This is a genomic window from Streptomyces sp. NPDC051740 (genome assembly GCF_044453165.1).
Lineage (GTDB): Bacteria > Actinomycetota > Actinomycetes > Streptomycetales > Streptomycetaceae > Streptomyces > Streptomyces atrovirens.
Window position 1 is genome coordinate 363,752 of record NZ_JBITCL010000001.1, and the last position, 16,970, is coordinate 380,721.

Genomic DNA, 16,970 nt, shown 5'->3' on the forward strand with positions numbered 1-16,970 from the left:
GTGGACGGCGGGGCCCGGCCGGGTCCGGATGGGTTACGGCGTGCGGGAAACGGGAAGGTGGGGGTTCCGTACCTCGGGTGATCGGCGGACGGCCACGAGGGCGGTCAGGAGTCGGAGGGCTGGTCGGATGCGACAGACGCGGATCGAGAAACCACGACGGCCGGCCCGCACCCGCCGGTACGCGGACGAGACGTCCGGCATCGCCGGCTCCCTCGACCCGCGCGATCCCGACATCGTGCGCGCGAAGCGCCTGCGGGCGCGGCCGGCGGGCGGGGACGGGGCCGGTACGTCGTAGGGAGGGCGTGTGCCGCCGTCGTGGGCCGCTGTTGGGCGTCAGGTGTTGTCGGGACTTGGTCAACACGCTTCAATGCGGGGGAACTCCGGGCCCTGAACGGCGGCGTACGGATGTGAAGACTCCGCCGCGTCGGCGGGGGGCGGCTCCGGGGTGCCCGCGCGACGGCCCGACCAGCCGTCGCGGACTTCGCAGAAAGGCCCCTGCATGCCGCACGCCACACCGCACGCGGACCTCGTCACCGCGGAACTGGACTCGGCCCTGCAAGGCGGCCCCTTCCACGTCGCCCTGCGCGCGGCGATCGCCGCGCGGGGGCTGCCGTTGCAGCGGGTGCAGCACCATCTGTCGCGCCACGGCGTGACGGTCGGCGTCACCAGTCTGAGCTACTGGCAGCAGGGGGCCCGCCGCCCGCAGCGCCCGGAGTCGCTGCGCGCCGTACGGGCGCTGGAGGAGATCCTGCGGCTGCCGGAGGAGTCGCTGATCCGGCTGCTCGCCGAGCCGGACGAGCACACGGCGGACCGCCACTCCCCTGGGCGGTCCTACCGCTCCCTGGTCGAGGCCTCGGGCGTACGGGAACGGCTGCTGGCCGAATTCGGCGCCCCGCGCGACGGCGGGCTGCACACCCTGGGGCACCACGAGCGGATACGGATCGGGGCGCGCCGCGAACTGGCGGAGCGCGAGTCGCACCACATCGTGCGTGCCCACCGGGACGGCGTCGACCGCTATGTGGCCGTCCACCACGGCGACCCCGGTGCCGTACCGGAGCGGATGACCGTGCGGGCGCTGGAGAACTGCCGTACCGGGCGTGTGCTCCGGCACCGCGAGACCGGGGTGCTCGCGGCCGAGCTGCTCTTCGACACCCGGCTGCGGACCGGTGAGACCTTCCTCTTCCGCTACGCCGTCGAGGACGGCACGGCGGGCGTCTCCCGCGAGTACGCGCGCGGGACGGAGTCCCCCGGCGGCCAGTACGCGCTGCAGGTGTGCTTCGGCTCCGGGACGCTCCCGGTGCGCTGCCACCGGTTCACCCAGCACTCGGCGGCGGCACCGCGCGGCGGCCACCAGGAGCTGGTGCTCAGCGGGCGGCACCGCTCGGTGCACCTGGTGGAACCGCGCGTGCGGCCGGGTTACGTGGGGATCGCCTGGGACTGGGAGTGAGTCCGGTCAGGTCTGCGGCCTGACGACCAGTGTGCCGTTCTTCACCTCGACGGCCAGCGTCTTCAGGGGCGCCACGGCCGGCTCGCGCAGCACCTTGCCGGTCGTGGCGTCGAACTCGCTGCCGTGGCAGGGGCAGATCAGCTTCGTGCCCTCGAGCTTGTTGATGGGGCATCCCGCGTGGGTGCAGACGGTGTCGTACGCCTTGAGGGTGCCGTCCCCGCTCCGGCTGACCACGACGTTGTGGTCCCGGTACAGCTTCGCGCCGTCCTCGGCGACCTCGCTCTCGGGGCCCAGTTCGACGGGGCCGGTCAGCGGGGCGGCGCCCTCCTCGGTGCCTCCGCACGCGGTGAGGCCCAGTCCGGCCACGGGGGTCAGGGCCGCGCCTCGCAGGACGGTACGGCGGGTCGCGGCGGGTCGGCGGGTGGGCATGAGGGCTCCACGGGTGGGACGGCGGTGCGCGGGCGGACATCGGGGACGATACCGGGAGCGATCGTTCCGGCTGTGGGCGGGGGCTGTCGTGGGGGGCCGGGCAGGCGCCCGCAGGCGTTTACGCACGTCCGGCGGATGGGATACGGTCCCCACCCGAGAAGCGGCACGTGGTGCACGGCGGTGCGGAGTCGGCAGGTCGTGGAGCCCGGTCCTTCGGAGACTTTCGGAGACCTTCGGAGAAGGGAACCCTTCGTGATCGTCGTGGCCGGTGAGGCACTGATCGACCTGGTACCGCGCGGCGCGGGTGCGCTCGCGGCGCTGACGCCGGCGCTCGGCGGCGGCCCGTTCAACACGGCGGTGGCGCTGGGCCGCCTCGGCTCCCCCACCGCGTTCTGCTCCCGCGTGTCGCGCGACGCCTTCGGTACGGCGCTGCTGGACCGGCTGCGGGAGACCGGCGTGGACGTGTCGTCGGTGCAGTACGGCGACGAGCCCACGACGCTGGCCGTCGCCACGGTCGGCACGGACGGCTCGGCGGCGTACTCCTTCTATGTGGAGGGGACCGCGGACCGCCTGTTCACGGCCCCCGGCACCTTGCCGGCCGGCACCCGCGCGGTGTCCTTCGGGACCTGCTCCCTCGTGCTGGAGCCGGGCGCGAGCGCGTACGAGGAGCTGATGCGCACCGCCTCCGCGCAGGGCGTCTTCACCGCGCTGGACCCCAACGTCCGGGCGGGTCTCATCCCCGACGCCGACGCCTACCGGGCCCGGTTCCAGAGCTGGCTGCCGTCGGTGTCGCTGCTGAAGCTGTCCGCGGAGGACGCCGAGTGGCTCGGCGGGTCGCCGAAGGAGTGGCTGGCGGCCGGTCCGGCGGCGGTCGTGGTCACCCGGGGCGGGGACGGGCTGACCGTGTTCACCCGCGACGGCGGCGAGTACGCCGTGCCGGGTGAGCGGGTCGAGGTGGTGGACACGATCGGCGCCGGTGACACGGTGAACGCGGCGCTGCTGCACGGACTCGCGGTGCGGGACGCGCTCAGTGACGCGGGGGTGGCCGCGCTGGGCGGTGAGGGCTGGGCGGACCTGCTCCGCTTCGCGGCGCGCGCGGCGGCGGTCACCTGCTCACGCGCGGGCGCGGAACCGCCGTACGCCCATGAGCTGGAGCCGGAGGACGTCTGACGCACGCACGCGCCGGGCCGCACGGGTTTCCGTGCGGCCCGGCGCGTGGGAGTGCGGGCCGGTCAGGCCTTGGTCGCCCGCGTCGTCTTCTTCGCGGCGGCCTTGGTGGCCGGCTTCCTGGCGGCCGTCTTCTTCTCGGCCGTCCCGTCGATCGCCTTGGTGGCCGTCTTCCTGGCGGTGGCCCTGGCGGCGACCGTCTTCTTCGCCGCCGTCCTGCGCGGGGCCGGCGCCTGCGCGGCGTCGCTGATCCGCTCCGCCCCCAGGATGTCCCTCAGGAACTTGCCCGTGTGGCTGGCCGGGACGCCGGCGACCTGCTCCGGGGTGCCCTCCGCGACGACCAGGCCGCCGCCGGAACCGCCCTCGGGGCCCATGTCGACGACCCAGTCGGCGGTCTTGATCACATCGAGGTTGTGCTCGATGACGATGACCGTGTTGCCCTTCTCGACCAGGCCGGACAGGACCTTCAGCAGCTTACTGATGTCCTCGAAGTGCAGACCGGTGGTCGGCTCGTCCAGGACGTAGACCGTGCGGCCGGTGGAGCGCTTCTGCAGCTCGCTGGCGAGCTTCACGCGCTGTGCCTCACCGCCGGACAGGGTGGTCGCGGACTGGCCGAGCCGGACGTAGCCGAGACCGACGTCGTTGAGCGTCCGCAGGTGGCGGGCGATGGCCGGGACGGCCTCGAAGAAGTTCATGGCCTCTTCGATCGGCATGTTCAGGACGTCGGCGATGGACTTGCCCTTGTAGTGGACCTCCAGGGTCTCCCGGTTGTAGCGGGCACCGTGGCAGACCTCGCACGGGACGTACACGTCCGGGAGGAAGTTCATCTCGATCTTGATGGTGCCGTCGCCCGCGCAGTTCTCGCAGCGGCCGCCCTTGACGTTGAAGGAGAAGCGGCCCGGCATGTAGCCGCGGACCTTCGCCTCGGTGGTCTCGGCGAACAGCTTGCGGACGTGGTCGAAGACACCCGTGTACGTCGCCGGGTTGGAGCGCGGGGTGCGGCCGATGGGCGACTGGTCGACGTGGACGACCTTGTCGACGAGGTCGTCGCCGTCCACGCGCGTGTGCCGGCCGGGGACGCTGCGCGCGCCGTTCAGCTCGCGGGCGAGGTGGGTGTACAGGATGTCGTTGACCAGCGTGGACTTGCCGGAGCCGGACACACCGGTGACCGCGGTGAAGACGCCCAGCGGGAAGGACACGTCGATGTCCTGGAGGTTGTTCTCGCGGGCGCCGTGCACCGTGAGCCGGCGCGACGGGTCGTGCGGGCGGCGGATGTCGGGCAGCGGGATGGCCTTCTTGCCGGACAGGTACTGGCCGGTCTGCGACTCGGCGTTGGCGAGCAGCTCCTTGAGGGAGCCGCTGTGCACGACCTTGCCGCCGTGCTCGCCGGCGCCGGGACCGATGTCGACGATCCAGTCGGCGACCTTGATGGTGTCCTCGTCGTGCTCCACGACGATGAGCGTGTTGCCCATGTCGCGCAGCCGGACCAGGGTCTCGATCAGCCGGTGGTTGTCCCGCTGGTGCAGGCCGATGGAGGGCTCGTCGAGGACGTAGAGCACGCCGACGAGTCCGGAGCCGATCTGGGTGGCCAGGCGGATGCGCTGGGCCTCGCCGCCGGAGAGGGTGCCCGCCGCGCGGTTGAGCGAGAGGTAGTCCAGGCCGACGTCGACCAGGAACCGCAGCCGCTCGTTGACCTCCTTGAGCACGCGCTCGGCGATCTTCTTGTCGCGGGCGGTGAGCTTCAGCTCGCCCAGGAAGTCCGCGCAGTCGCTGATGGACATCCCGGAGACCTCGGCGATGGACTTGCCCATGACCGTGACGGCGAGGACGACCGGCTTGAGCCGGGTGCCCTCACAGGCGGGGCAGGGCACCTCGCGCATGTAGCCCTCGAAGCGCTCGCGGCTGGCGTCGCTCTCGGCCTCGCTGTGCCGGCGCTTGACGAAGGGGACGGCGCCCTCGAAGGCCGTGGTGTACCGGCGCTCGCGGCCGTAGCGGTTGCGGTAGCGGACCTCGACCTGGGTCTTGTGGCCGTGCAGCAGGGCCTTCTTGGCGCGCTGCGGCAGTCCGGCGAACGGGATGTCGGTGCGGAAGCCCAGCGCCTCCGCGAGGGCGCCGATCAGGCGGCCGAAGTAGTCCTTGGTGTGGCCGTGCGACCACGGGTGGATGGCGCCCTCGTCGAGGCTCTTGTCCGGGTCGGGGACGATCAGCTCGGGGTCGACCTCCATGCGCGTGCCGATGCCGGTGCACTCGGGGCAGGCGCCGAAGGGCGAGTTGAAGGAGAAGGAGCGGGGCTCCAGCTCCTCGAAGGACAGGTCGTCGTACGCGCAGTACAGGTGCTCGGAGTACATGCGCTCGCGCTCGGGGTCGTCCTCGGGGAGGTCGACGAAGTCGAGCACGACCATGCCGCCGGACAGGCCGAGGGCGGTCTCGACGGAGTCGGTGAGGCGGCGCTTGGCGCTGTCCTTGACGGTGAGGCGGTCGACGACCACCTCGATGGTGTGCTTCTCCTGCTTCTTCAGCGTGGGCGGGTTGGAGAGCTGGACGGTCTCGCCGTCCACCCGCGCGCGGGAGTAGCCCTTGGTCTGGAGGTCGGCGAACAGGTCGACGAACTCGCCCTTGCGCTCGCGCACCAGCGGGGAGAGCACCTGGAAGCGGCTGCCCTCCGGCAGTTCCAGGACCCTGTCGACGATGGCCTGCGGCGACTGGCGCGCGATCGGGCGGCCGCACTCGGGGCAGTGCGGCTTGCCGATGCGCGCGAAGAGCAGGCGCAGGTAGTCGTAGACCTCGGTGATGGTGCCGACCGTGGAGCGCGGGTTGCGGGAGGTCGACTTCTGGTCGATGGAGACCGCCGGGGAGAGGCCTTCGATGAAGTCGACGTCCGGCTTGTCCATCTGGCCGAGGAACTGCCGGGCGTACGAGGAGAGGGACTCCACGTAGCGCCGCTGCCCCTCGGCGAAGATCGTGTCGAAGGCCAGCGAGGACTTGCCCGACCCCGACAGGCCCGTGAAGACGATGAGCGAGTCGCGCGGGAGGTCGAGCGAGACGTTCTTGAGGTTGTGCTCGCGCGCTCCACGGACGATGAGACGGTCGGCCACGCCGGTCCGCACCTTTCTTGAGAGAAGTGACAGGGGCGGGGCCCCCGTCTTTCCCAGACTAGGGGGAGCCACTGACAACGCCGGTTCGGATTCACGGGTTGTCAACAAACCCCGGCTCTCCAGCATGCCCGACGCCGAACACGACCATATAGCACGTGCATTCGATTTAGGGCGCGGCTTCACCACCTTCACCCGATGGTGTGACGGGACTAGGGTCAGCACCATGATTGATCACGCTGATGACCTGGCGTCTGTACAAGCAGCGACCGAGCGGCTGCTCACCGCGGTCGCCGCACTGGACGACGCGGCTGTGACCCAGTCGTCACGGCTGCCCGGCTGGACCCGCGGTCATGTGCTGGCCCATCTGGCCCGCAACGCGGACGCCCTGGTGAACGTCCTCGAGGGCCGGCCCATGTACGTCTCCGGCGAGGCCCGCGACGCCGACATCGAGCGGGACGCGCCGCGCCCCCTCGACGCGCACCTCGCCGACCTGCGGGAGAGCGGGGAGCGCTTCCGCGCGGTGGGCGCGGCCCCTGCGGACCCGTCGCGCACGGTGGAACTGCGCAACGGGGTCACGGACCGGGCGGAGCGGTTGCCGTTCCGGCGGTGGGTCGAGGTGGAGCTGCACCACGTGGACCTCGGGATCGGCTACGAGCTGGAGGACCTGCCGGCGGACTTCACGGAGCGGGAGATCGACTTCCTCGCGGCACGGTTCGCCGGCCACCAGGGCGTGCCGTCGACCGCCCTGGCCACCATGGACGGCCGGACCTGGACGACCGGCGGCGGGGCGGACGGCGGCCCGGTCGCGGTCGAGGGGACGGCCGCCGACCTGCTCGGCTGGCTGGCCGGCCGCCGGGACGGCGCCGCCCTGACGGTCAGGGGTGGCGGTCTCCCGTCACTTCCCCCGCTGTAGCACCTGTCCCGCGCGGGTTCCCGCTATAGGCTGGCGGCCATGACGTACAGCGGTCGGGTGACGGTCGGCGGCCCAGCCGACGTGCACGAACTCAAGGACCTGATGATCACCAAGATCGCGGTCGGCCCCATGGACAACAACGCCTATCTGCTGCGTTGCCGGGCCACCGACGAGCAGTTGCTGATCGACGCGGCCAACGACGCGGGGACCCTGCTGGGGACGATCGGTGACGACGGCATCGCGTCCGTCGTCACCACCCACCGGCACGGCGACCACTGGCAGGCACTCGCCGAGGTCGTCGCCGCCACCGGCGCCCGCACCCACGCGGGCCGGGAGGACGCCGAGGGCATCCCCGTGCCGACCGACGTGCCGGTCGACGACGGCGACACCATCCGCGTGGGCCGGGTGGAACTCACCGCCCGCCACCTGGTCGGGCACACACCCGGCTCGATCGCCCTGGTCTACGACGACCCCCACGGACATCCGCATGTGTTCACCGGGGACTGCCTGTTCCCGGGCGGTGTGGGCAACACCCACAAGGACCCGAAGGCGTTCGCCAGTCTGATCCATGACGTCGAGACCAAGATCTTCGAGGTTCTGGCGGACGAGACCTGGGTCTATCCCGGGCACGGCGACGACACCACCCTGGGCGCGGAACGCCCGCATCTGCCGGAGTGGCGCGCGCGGGGCTGGTGAGACGGGGCTTACGCCTCCGCCGCTCCGGGGCCGGCCAGCGCGGCGATCCGCTCCACCGCGAACACGTACCCCTGCACCCCGCATCCCGCGATGACCCCGTCGGCGCGCAGGGAGACGTAGGAGTGGTGCCGGAAGGACTCGCGCCGGTGGATGTTGGAGATGTGGACCTCCATCACGGGCAGGCCGTCACAGGCGTTGAGGGCGTCCAGGATGGCGACGGAGGTGTGCGAGTAGGCGCCGGGGTTGACGACGATCCCGCAGTGGTTCGACCGTGCCTCGTGGATCCAGTCCACCAACTGGCCCTCGTGGTTGGACTGGCGCAGATCCACCGTGCCGCCCCGCGCCGCCGCCGCCTTGGCGCACATCGCCTCCACGTCGGCGAGCGTGTCGGAGCCGTAGATCTCCGGCTGGCGCTGTCCCAGCAGGTTCAGGTTGGGGCCGTTGAGGATCATGATGGGGGCGTTGGCCAGGTTGCGGGGCACGGTTCCTCCGGTCCTTCGGGGTGGGGCGGTCCTCGCCGGAACCGCTGCTCGAACCGGTTTATCACGCTGCGCCGCACGGCCGTCGAGCCCTGCCCCGGCCCGCACCGGGCGACCGCGTGGCCGTGCTCCGGACGCTTCCCGGCACTGCTCGCGGGCCGCCCGGAGAACCAGGCCTCCGGGCGGTCCACGAGCGCCGGGGAACGCGTCCTGCGCCGCCGGGCGACGTACTCCCCGCTAGGGGTTGAGCGCCAGTTCCAGATAGGCCGCGAGCAGCACCAGGTGCACGCCGCCCTGGAGTGGTGTGGCCCGCCCGGGGACCACGGTCAGGGCGCCCACCACCATGGTCAGGGCGAGCAGCACCATATGGGTGTTGCCGAGGCCGAGGACAAGCGGGCCGGGGAGCCAGAGGGAGGCCAGCGCGACGGCGGGGATGGTCAGGCCGATGCTGGCCATCGCCGAACCGAGCGCGAGGTTCATGCTGGTCTGCACCTGGTTGCGGCGCGAGGCGCGCACCGCGGCGATGGTCTCCGGGAGCAGGACCAGCAGGGCGATGATCACACCGACGACGGAGTGGGGCAGCCCGGCGGCGTCCACTCCGGACTCGATCGTGGGCGAGACCCCTTTGGCCAGCCCGACCACTCCGACCAGGGCCAGGCCCAGCAGTCCGAGGCTGATCAGGGCGGTGCGCGTGGAGGGTGCCTCGGCGTGCTCCTGCTCGGAGGCCGCCGCTTCGCTCTGCTTGACGATCGGCAGGAAGTAGTCGCGGTGTCTGACGGTCTGGGTCGCCACGAACAAGGCGTAGAGGGTCAGTGAGGAGACCGCCGCGAACGTGAGCTGCACGGTGGAGAACTCCGGGCCCGGCTTGCTCGTGGTGAACGTCGGCAGCACGAGGCTGAGGGTCGCCAGGGTCGCGACCGTGGCGAGGGCCGCGCCGGTGCCTTCCGAATTGAACACCGCCGTGCCGTGGCGCAGTGAGCCCACCAGCAGGCTCAGTCCGAGAATGCCGTTGACGGTGATCATCACGGCCGCGAACACGGTGTCCCTGGCGAGCGTCGCGCTCTTGTCCCCGCCGTCGAGCATCAGCGTGACGATGAGCGCCACCTCGATGACGGTGACGGCGACCGCGAGGACCAGGGAGCCGAAGGGTTCACCGACCCGGTGCGCGACCACCTCGGCGTGGTGCACGGCCGCCAGCACGGATCCCGCGAGAACCGCGGTCACCAGTACGACGACCCAGCCGGGCAGTTCGCGTCCCCAGGTCAGGATCAGCAGAACTACGGCGAACGCCGGCACCAGGGTCGTCCACTGTGCCGCGAGTGACCTGAGCCGAGCGGTCATGGGGCGATCGTCGCAGACGTGAACGGGCGGCGCACCTCACCGCAGCTCTCCGACCACCGGCCGACCGTGGGGGGCGCGGGGGGTGTCACCGCCGCACGGCGTGCCCCTCCGCTCCGCGATCCTGATCGTCCCGGGGTCATCATGGTCACGCATGGCCTCCTCGTACGAGTCGTGTTCGGTCGGCGCCGGCGGGCGGCGCGGAGTGGGAACGAACGGGACCGGGAGCGGTGGTCGGCGATGTGCTGACCTCCGCTCCCGGTCCCGGCGTTCCGGTGTCCGACAGGGTCAGACGTCGATGTCGTTCTTCACGGGGTCCTGGCCCCCGCCTGCCGCCGCCTCGGCCTCGGCCTGCTTGCGGGAGGCCAGCAGGCTGGTGATCGTGGTGACGATCAGGACCGCGCAGATGACGCCCAGCGAGACCGGGATGCTGATCTCGGGGACGTGCACCCCGGACTCGTGCAGTGCGTGCAGCACCAGCTTCACGCCGATGAAGCCGAGGATGATCGACAGGCCGTAGGACAGGTGGACCAGCTTCTTCAGCAGGCCGCCGATGAGGAAGTACAGCTGCCTCAGGCCCATCAGCGCGAACGCGTTCGCCGTGAACACGATGTACGGGTCCTGGGTCAGGCCGAAGATCGCGGGGATGGAGTCGAGCGCGAACAGGATGTCCGTGGTGCCGATGGCGAGCATGACTACGAGCATCGGGGTCATGACCCGCTTGCCGTTCTGCTCGATCCACAGCTTGGTGCCGTGGTACCGGTCGGCCACGCCGAAGCGGCGCTCGGCGGCCTTGAGCAGCTTGTTCTCCTCGTACTCCTCGTCCTCCTCGTCGGCCCGGGCCTCCTGGATGAGCTTCCAGGCGGTCCAGATCAGGAAGGCGCCGAAGATGTAGAACACCCACGAGAAGCTGGCGAGGATCGCGGCGCCCGCGGCGATGAAGATCGCGCGCAGCACCAGGGCTATGAGGACGCCGATGAGGAGTACCCGCTGCTGGTACTGCGACGGCACCGCGAACTTCGCCATGATCAGGACGAAGACGAAGAGGTTGTCGACGCTCAGCGACTTCTCGGTGATGTAGCCGGCGAAGAACTCGCCTCCGGCCTGGCCTCCGCCCCAGATCAGCAGGCCGAGTCCGAAGAGCGCGGCCAGGACGATCCAGACGATGGTCCAGATTCCGGCTTCCTTGATGGATACGTCATGCGGTTTGCGGCCGATGAAGAAGTCGACCGCGATGAGGGCACACAGGCCCACGATCGTCAGGACCCATAGGGTCAGGGAAACATCCACTGCGCCTCCGGCAGATACATCACACGGCAAATGTCAGCGTCGTCGCTGCCGGAGGTCTCTTCCACCCGGGCCTCCGGCGCTTGGCTGCGTCCGGACGGTCCTTCGGGCCGACGCCCCGGGATCTGGCCTGATCCGTATTGACGGGGTCGCCGCACAGACAGGGAGTACTCCCCTCCGTGCGGTCAACAGTACCCAATCACCAAGGATTGGCAAAGGGATGGGTAAAGAAAGATACAAAGCCCCAGGTGAAGGAGCTTTACTCGAGCTTGGCCAAAGGTGCCGGGACGTCACCTGTCCCATGAGCGGCGGGCCGCCGCGACCTGGGTGAGCACCTGGTGGAGGACCTGGCTGCCCGGCGGCACGAGCGGCGGCTCGTACGTCCAGGCGTGGCCGACCCACGGGTCGGCCAGATGGTCATCGGGCACGGAGGTCAGTCGCAGCAGCGAACGCCACAGCGGGTCGAGGAGCGGACCGTAGCCCGCGGACTCCTCGCGGTCGGCGACCATCATCAGATGGACCCCGACGGCCGGGCCCTCGTCCGCGAGGTAGCGCAACTGGTTCACGGCCCGGTCGTCGAAGCCGTGCGGGAAGTCGTTGACGATCAGCAGCTGCTGGGAGGTGTCGAAGCCGGGCGGCAGCGCGTCCGGGGCACCTCCGCGCAACGCCATCTGCACCAGGTCGACCCGCTGCGTGAGCCGGCCCAGCACGTCCGTCACACCCGCGGCGCCCTGGGCGGGCGGGGCCGCCAGCACACCGGTCTGCGTCAGCGGCGCCAGCGGCTGCGCCCCGGATCCGGCCGGGTCGATGACGTGCACGGTGAACTCGCCCGCCGGGTAGACGGCGAGCAGCCGGGCCGCGTGCGCCACCGCCGTCTCCATGGCGAGGCGCCGCATGTCGTGGGAGTCGGTGAACGACCCGTCGACCGAGTCGGCCCGTCCGCTGTCGATCCACAGACCGCGCTCCAGCGGCAGCCGGAGCAGCATCGGGATGCGGATCCGGTCGGCCTCTGGCAGCCACAGGTCGCCCAGGCGCAGTGCCATGGGTATCTCCATCGGCACCCGGTAGGCGTGCCAGGCGGGGTTGTCCCAGCGGGCGAAGGCGGGGGGCAGCGCGGGTTCGACGACGTCGGCCTCGGCGACGAGCTGGACGAGGTCCCGGTCGAGGACCTCTCGCGCCTGGTCGACGAGGTGGGTGTACCGGGCCCGGGCGGCCTCGCGGGCGGCGTCGCCCTGACCGCCGATCCGGCTGCGCGGGTCGGAGAGGGTCTGCTCCAGCTCCTTGTCCATGCGGGACTCGGCGAAGTCGACGGCGCTGCGGTAGGCGGCGGTGGTGCGGGCCAGGTCCTCGAACATGCCCCAGACCTGGTTGTAGAGCCGCTCCTCCATGGACCAGCCGGTGGCGTCCCCCGCGACGGGCTGCGCGGGCTGTCCGGGCTGCGCCGGCGGCGCGGTGGGCGGGGGCGGCGGTGGGGCGGAGTTCCGCCGGCCGGGGTGGCTGTAGTCGATCGGGCCGCCGGTGGTGGCGGACGGGTCCGCGGCGCCGGCTCCGCCGTACGCCGGCTGCGGTCCGGTCTGTCCCGGCCCACCGGCCGGCTGCCCGCCGTACGACGGCGGTACGGGGCCGGGGGCGCCCTGCGGTGCGGTGCCGCCCTGGTCGGGGCCGAGGGCGGGGGCGGCCGGCTGACGGGAGCGGTCGCCGTCGGCCGGGCGGGGCGGGGGCGCCTGCACGGAGCGGGCGAGGCCCCGCGCGACCGCCTCGTCGATGGTGCCCGCGAGCGGTACGGCCTCGGGCAGGCCCTGGTCGGTGAGGAGGTCGGTCAGGCCGCCCGCGTAGCCCTGGCCGACGGCGCGCACCTTCCAGGCGCCCTGCCGCCGGTAGAGCTCCAGCGCGACGACGGCCGACTCGGCCTCCAGGCCGGTGATGGTGTAGCTGGCGATCTCGCCGCCGTCCAGGCCGGTGACGGCGACGAAGGGGGCGGCCACGGCGCCGAACCGGGCGGGTCCCGGGCCGCCCGGGGCGGGCAGGGCGAGCAGCACACTGACGCGGTGCACCGCGTCCGTCATGGCGTCCAGGTCCACCGCGAGACGGTGGTCGGCGGCCGCCTGCCGCGACACCTCGAGACCGGGCTGGGTGGGCGCGCCCGGGTGGGCCACCCACTCCACTCCGTGGATCCGGCCGTTCTCGTCGCCGAGCGCGGCCACGGCCACGACCGGCGTGCCGGCCGAGACCCTGATCTCCAGACGGGACTGGGAGAGCGGGTGGTTCTGTCCCCGCACCAGCTCGGCCGTCATCGCCTTCGTCCCCCTGTCTCGCGGTGGTGGCTGCTCGTATCGCCCGTGGTACCTAGAGGACCGGCAGGATCGCTGGCATCAGGTCCTGGAAGGTGCGGCCGTTGGCCGGGTTGCCGAGGGCCGTCATCGTCCAGCCCGTGCCCGTGCGGTGCACCTTCGCCATGAGCTGGGCCGTGTAGGCGCCACCGCCGGCCAGCGTGTAGCGGGCGAGCTCCTGGCCGTTGGTCTCGTCGACGAGGCGGCAGAACGCGTTCTGCACCTCCTGGAAGGTCTGGCCCGTGAAGGAGTTCACGGTGAAGACGATCTGGTCGATGTGGACCGGGACGCGCGAGAGGTCGACGAGGATGGCCTCGTCGTCGCCGCCCTGGCCGACACCGCCGACGAGGTTGTCACCGGTGTGGCGCACGGAGCCGTCGTCGCTCACCAGGTGGCGGAAGAAGACGACGTCGACCGGCTGCTTGTCCGCGAACAGGACGGCCGAGGCGTCCAGGTCGATCTCCCGGGTGCGCGAGCCGAACAGGCCGCGACGGGGAGCCGCCTGCCAGCCGAGACCCATGCGCACCGCGGTCAGGCTGCCACCGTCGTTCTTCTGCAGACTGATGGCCTGACCCTTGGTCATGTTGACGGTCACGCGCTGATTCCCCTCTCGAACTTCCCCTGTTACCGCGCAATCGCGGTTGACCAGAACCCTACGCAGGGGCACTGACAGCGACGTACCCGGGACCGCACTTTGTGTCGTTCTTGCAACACATCGCGTACGCGGCCGTCAGGACAGGCCGGCCTCCTGCATCTGCCGCAACTCCTTCTTCATCTCGGAGACCTCGTCGCGCAGCCGGGCCGCGATCTCGAACTGCAGGTCGGCCGCGGCGGCCCGCATCCGCGTGGTGAGCTCCTCGATCTGCTCGGCGAGTTCGGCGGCGGGGCGGTCGGTCGGCGCGGTCTCGGCGGCCTTGCCCCTGGCGCCCTTGGCGCTCTTCGCACCCTTGGCCGCCTTGGTGCCCAGGGAGGGCACGGGCGCCTTGGCACCGCCGTCCTTCCTGGCCTGGCGGTAGCCCGAGCCGAGCAGTTCCTCGGTGTCGATGTCCTCGCGGGCGATCTGCGCGACGATGTCGTTGATCTTCTTGCGGAGCGGCTGGGGATCGATGCCGTTCGCCTTGTTGTACGCGACCTGCTTCTCCCGGCGGCGGTTGGTCTCGTCGATGGCCTTCTCCATCGCCGGGGTGATCTTGTCGGCGTACATGTGGACCTGGCCGGAGACGTTGCGCGCCGCGCGGCCGATGGTCTGGATCAGGGAGGTGCCCGAGCGCAGGAAGCCCTCCTTGTCGGCGTCGAGGATGGCGACCAGGGACACCTCGGGCAGGTCGAGGCCCTCGCGCAGCAGGTTGATGCCGACGAGGACGTCGTACTCGCCGGCGCGCAGCTCACGCAGCAGCTCGACCCGGCGCAGGGTGTCGACGTCGCTGTGGAGATAGCGCACCTGGATGCCGAGTTCCAGGAAGTAGTCGGTGAGGTCCTCGGCCATCTTCTTGGTGAGCGTGGTGACCAGGACGCGTTCGTCCTTCTCCACGCGGGTGCGGATCTCGTGCACCAGGTCGTCGATCTGGCCCTCGGTGGGCTTGACCACGACCTCGGGGTCGACGAGGCCGGTGGGGCGGATGATCTGTTCGACGGTGCCGTCCGCGCGGGAGAGCTCGTACTGGCCGGGGGTGGCCGACAGGTAGACGGCCTGCCCGATGCGCTCCTGGAACTCCTCCCACTTCAGTGGCCGGTTGTCCAGGGCGGAGGGGAGCCGGAAGCCGTGGTCGACGAGGGTGCGCTTGCGGGAGGCGTCGCCCTCGTACATGGCGCCGATCTGCGGGACGGTGACGTGCGACTCGTCGATGACGAGGAGGAAGTCGTCCGGGAAGTAGTCCAGCAGGGTGTTCGGCGGGGAGCCGGGCGAGCGGCCGTCGAAGTGCATCGAGTAGTTCTCCACGCCGGAGCAGGAGCCGATCTGGCGGAGCATCTCGATGTCGTACGTGGTGCGCATGCGCAGCCGCTGGGCCTCCAGGAGCTTGCCCTGCTTCTCCAGCTCGGTCAGGCGCTCGCCGAGCTCCTTCTCGATGTCGCCCACCGCGCGCTCCAGCCGCTCGGGGCCCGCGACGTAGTGGGAGGCCGGGAAGACGTACAGCTGCCGGTCGTCGCTGATGATCTCGCCGGTGAGCGGGTGGAGCGTGGAGAGCGCCTCGATCTCGTCGCCGAACATCTCGATGCGGACGGCGAGCTCCTCGTAGACCGGGAAGATCTCGATGGTGTCGCCGCGGACGCGGAAGGTGCCGCGGGTGAAGGCCATGTCGTTGCGCGTGTACTGGATGTCCACGAAGCGGCGCAGCAGCTCGTCCCGGTCGAGCTCGTCGCCCACGCGGAGGGGGACCATGCGGTCCACGTACTCCTGCGGGGTGCCCAGGCCGTAGATGCAGGAGACGGAGGCGACCACGACGACGTCACGGCGGGTGAGCAGCGAGTTGGTCGCGGAGTGGCGCAGCCGCTCGACCTCCTCGTTGATCGAGGAGTCCTTCTCGATGTAGGTGTCCGACTGCGGGACGTACGCCTCGGGCTGGTAGTAGTCGTAGTACGAGACGAAGTATTCGACCGCGTTGTTCGGCAGCAGCTCGCGGAACTCGTTGGCCAGCTGGGCGGCCAGGGTCTTGTTCGGCGCCATCACCAGGGTGGGGCGCTGGAGCTTCTCGATCATCCACGCGGTGGTGGCGGACTTGCCGGTGCCGGTCGCGCCGAGCAGGACGACGTCCTTCTCACCTGCTTCGATGCGCCGGGCGAGGTCGGCGATGGCCGTCGGCTGGTCGCCGCTCGGCTGGTAGGGACTGACGACCTCGAAGGGCGCCACCGTGCGTTCGATCTGGGAAACGGGCCGCATGCCATCCACCGTACGGCCCCCCACTGACAACGGGTCCGGATCAGCGGCGCTGCGGGGTCCGGGAGCGGTGTTCCACGGGGCCGCGGGCCCGCAGCCGCGGGCGTGCCGGGGAGTGGTGGGCCGGGGAGTGGGCGGGGACGCCGGGCTTGTGCTCGACGGGGGGTGCGGCGGGCCCGCCGGCGACCATCAGCGGGTCGAAGACCACCACGACGCCCGCGAGGACGAGGAAGGCGAGCGGGCCGATCATCATCGGTCCGAGCAGGGCGGCCGCCGGTTCCCCCGTGGCGGGCTCGGCCGTGCCGTGGACGTGCACCTCCAGCGCGGCCATGCCGGTGTAGTGCATCCCGGTGACCGCGAGCCCCATGACGGCGCTGGCGCCCACGCTCCACAGGAAGCCCCGTACCTGTCCGGCCGCCCACAGGGCGGCGCTGGCGGCGGCCATGGCGATGGCCACGGACGCGGCGACCGTGAGGCCGTCGTACTTCAGATATCCGTCGAGGCTCATCCCGGCCATGCCGAGATAGTGCATCGAGGCGATGCCGAGGCCGGTGATGGTGCCCCCGGTGAACAGGGCCGTTCCGGAGGCGCCCTTGTAACCGACGATGAAGACCCCGATGCCCACCATGACGATGGCGACGGCCAGACTCGCGAACGTGATCAGCCGGTCGTAGTGGATCGGTGTGCCCTCGATGGTGAAGCCCGTCATCGCGACGAAGTGCATCGTCCATATGCCGGAGCCGATGGTCGCGGCCCCCAGGGCGAGCCAGCCGGGGCGCCAGGAGCGGGACATCCTGATGGCCCTGGTGGTGCAGCGCAGGCCCAGGGCGCCGCCGAGACAGGCCATGAGGAAGGCCACCACCGGTGTGACCAGACCGTAGCTGAATCCGTCGACCGTGCCTTGCATGCGCGGC

General features: G+C 71.1%; 14 protein-coding genes. 5 read left to right on the plus strand and 9 right to left on the minus strand.

Features of this window, described 5'->3' with window-relative positions; all coding sequences use genetic code 11:
* Positions 1 to 127 precede the first annotated feature (127 nt).
* Both ACIA6T_RS01765 and ACIA6T_RS01770 read left to right on the plus strand, forming a co-directional pair.
* Positions 128 to 295, plus strand: a complete 168-nt coding sequence (locus ACIA6T_RS01765) for a hypothetical protein (protein WP_399444560.1) — start codon at positions 128 to 130, stop codon at positions 293 to 295.
* Between the two features lie 204 nt (positions 296 to 499).
* Positions 500 to 1,447: a hypothetical protein gene (locus ACIA6T_RS01770; protein WP_399444561.1), complete on the plus strand. Its 948-nt coding sequence runs from the start codon at positions 500 to 502 to the stop codon at positions 1,445 to 1,447.
* A 6-nt stretch (positions 1,448 to 1,453) separates the two neighbouring features.
* Here the strand turns inward: ACIA6T_RS01770 and ACIA6T_RS01775 are convergent, their stop codons facing one another.
* Positions 1,454 to 1,876 carry a Rieske (2Fe-2S) protein gene (locus tag ACIA6T_RS01775; protein ID WP_399444562.1) on the minus strand — a complete coding sequence of 141 codons (423 nt, stop codon included), beginning with the start codon at positions 1,874 to 1,876 and terminating at the stop codon, positions 1,454 to 1,456.
* A gap of 252 nt (positions 1,877 to 2,128) precedes the next feature.
* Between ACIA6T_RS01775 and ACIA6T_RS01780 the strand changes: the two genes are divergently transcribed.
* A complete protein-coding gene (locus ACIA6T_RS01780; RefSeq protein ID WP_399444563.1) occupies positions 2,129 to 3,046 on the plus strand; it encodes a carbohydrate kinase in 918 nt (305 codons plus the stop codon).
* Between the two features lie 62 nt (positions 3,047 to 3,108).
* Here the strand turns inward: ACIA6T_RS01780 and uvrA are convergent, their stop codons facing one another.
* Positions 3,109 to 6,138, minus strand: coding sequence for an excinuclease ABC subunit UvrA (gene uvrA, locus ACIA6T_RS01785; protein ID WP_399444564.1), 3,030 nt, complete (start codon positions 6,136 to 6,138; stop codon positions 3,109 to 3,111).
* Between the two features lie 223 nt (positions 6,139 to 6,361).
* On the opposite strand from uvrA, the gene ACIA6T_RS01790 reads away from it, so the two are divergent.
* Together ACIA6T_RS01790 and ACIA6T_RS01795 are read left to right on the plus strand one after the other, a co-directional pair.
* Entirely contained in the window at positions 6,362 to 7,051 is a 690-nt protein-coding gene (locus ACIA6T_RS01790; RefSeq protein WP_399444565.1) for a maleylpyruvate isomerase family mycothiol-dependent enzyme, read from the plus strand.
* A gap of 39 nt (positions 7,052 to 7,090) precedes the next feature.
* On the plus strand, positions 7,091 to 7,747 hold the full coding sequence (locus ACIA6T_RS01795) for an MBL fold metallo-hydrolase (protein ID WP_399444566.1): 657 nt from the start codon (positions 7,091 to 7,093) through the stop codon (positions 7,745 to 7,747).
* A gap of 8 nt (positions 7,748 to 7,755) precedes the next feature.
* On the opposite strand, the gene aroQ is transcribed toward ACIA6T_RS01795, so the two are convergent.
* From aroQ to ACIA6T_RS01830, 7 genes are all read right to left on the minus strand, one after another.
* The gene (gene aroQ / locus ACIA6T_RS01800; RefSeq protein WP_399444567.1) at positions 7,756 to 8,229 is read right to left on the minus strand and encodes a type II 3-dehydroquinate dehydratase; all 474 of its coding nucleotides are present in this window, start codon (positions 8,227 to 8,229) and stop codon (positions 7,756 to 7,758) included.
* A 234-nt stretch (positions 8,230 to 8,463) separates the two neighbouring features.
* Positions 8,464 to 9,567, minus strand: coding sequence for a calcium:proton antiporter (locus ACIA6T_RS01805; RefSeq protein ID WP_399444568.1), 1,104 nt, complete (start codon positions 9,565 to 9,567; stop codon positions 8,464 to 8,466).
* A 285-nt stretch (positions 9,568 to 9,852) separates the two neighbouring features.
* A complete protein-coding gene (locus ACIA6T_RS01810) occupies positions 9,853 to 10,854 on the minus strand; it encodes a TerC/Alx family metal homeostasis membrane protein (RefSeq protein WP_399444569.1) in 1,002 nt (333 codons plus the stop codon).
* A 287-nt stretch (positions 10,855 to 11,141) separates the two neighbouring features.
* A complete protein-coding gene (locus tag ACIA6T_RS01815) occupies positions 11,142 to 13,145 on the minus strand; it encodes a TerD family protein (protein ID WP_399444570.1) in 2,004 nt (667 codons plus the stop codon).
* 52 nt (positions 13,146 to 13,197) lie between these two features.
* Entirely contained in the window at positions 13,198 to 13,776 is a 579-nt protein-coding gene (locus tag ACIA6T_RS01820; protein WP_085574769.1) for a TerD family protein, read from the minus strand.
* A 135-nt stretch (positions 13,777 to 13,911) separates the two neighbouring features.
* Positions 13,912 to 16,059: an excinuclease ABC subunit UvrB gene (uvrB, locus tag ACIA6T_RS01825; RefSeq protein WP_399444571.1), complete on the minus strand. Its 2,148-nt coding sequence runs from the start codon at positions 16,057 to 16,059 to the stop codon at positions 13,912 to 13,914.
* A 40-nt stretch (positions 16,060 to 16,099) separates the two neighbouring features.
* The gene (locus ACIA6T_RS01830; RefSeq protein ID WP_399444572.1) at positions 16,100 to 16,963 is read right to left on the minus strand and encodes an MHYT domain-containing protein; all 864 of its coding nucleotides are present in this window, start codon (positions 16,961 to 16,963) and stop codon (positions 16,100 to 16,102) included.
* Between the last annotated feature and the right edge of the window lie 7 nt (positions 16,964 to 16,970).

Coding starts and splice junctions, on each gene's coding strand:
- ACIA6T_RS01765 (WP_399444560.1), top strand. CDS start 128: ATGCGACAGACGCGGATCGAGAAACCACGACGGCCGGCCCGCACCCGC.
- ACIA6T_RS01830 (WP_399444572.1), bottom strand. CDS start 16,963: ATGCAAGGCACGGTCGACGGATTCAGCTACGGTCTGGTCACACCGGTG.
- ACIA6T_RS01770 (WP_399444561.1), top strand. CDS start 500: ATGCCGCACGCCACACCGCACGCGGACCTCGTCACCGCGGAACTGGAC.
- ACIA6T_RS01775 (WP_399444562.1), bottom strand. CDS start 1,876: ATGCCCACCCGCCGACCCGCCGCGACCCGCCGTACCGTCCTGCGAGGC.
- ACIA6T_RS01805 (WP_399444568.1), bottom strand. CDS start 9,567: ATGACCGCTCGGCTCAGGTCACTCGCGGCACAGTGGACGACCCTGGTG.
- uvrB (WP_399444571.1), bottom strand. CDS start 16,059: ATGCGGCCCGTTTCCCAGATCGAACGCACGGTGGCGCCCTTCGAGGTC.
- ACIA6T_RS01815 (WP_399444570.1), bottom strand. CDS start 13,145: ATGACGGCCGAGCTGGTGCGGGGACAGAACCACCCGCTCTCCCAGTCC.
- ACIA6T_RS01790 (WP_399444565.1), top strand. CDS start 6,362: ATGATTGATCACGCTGATGACCTGGCGTCTGTACAAGCAGCGACCGAG.
- ACIA6T_RS01795 (WP_399444566.1), top strand. CDS start 7,091: ATGACGTACAGCGGTCGGGTGACGGTCGGCGGCCCAGCCGACGTGCAC.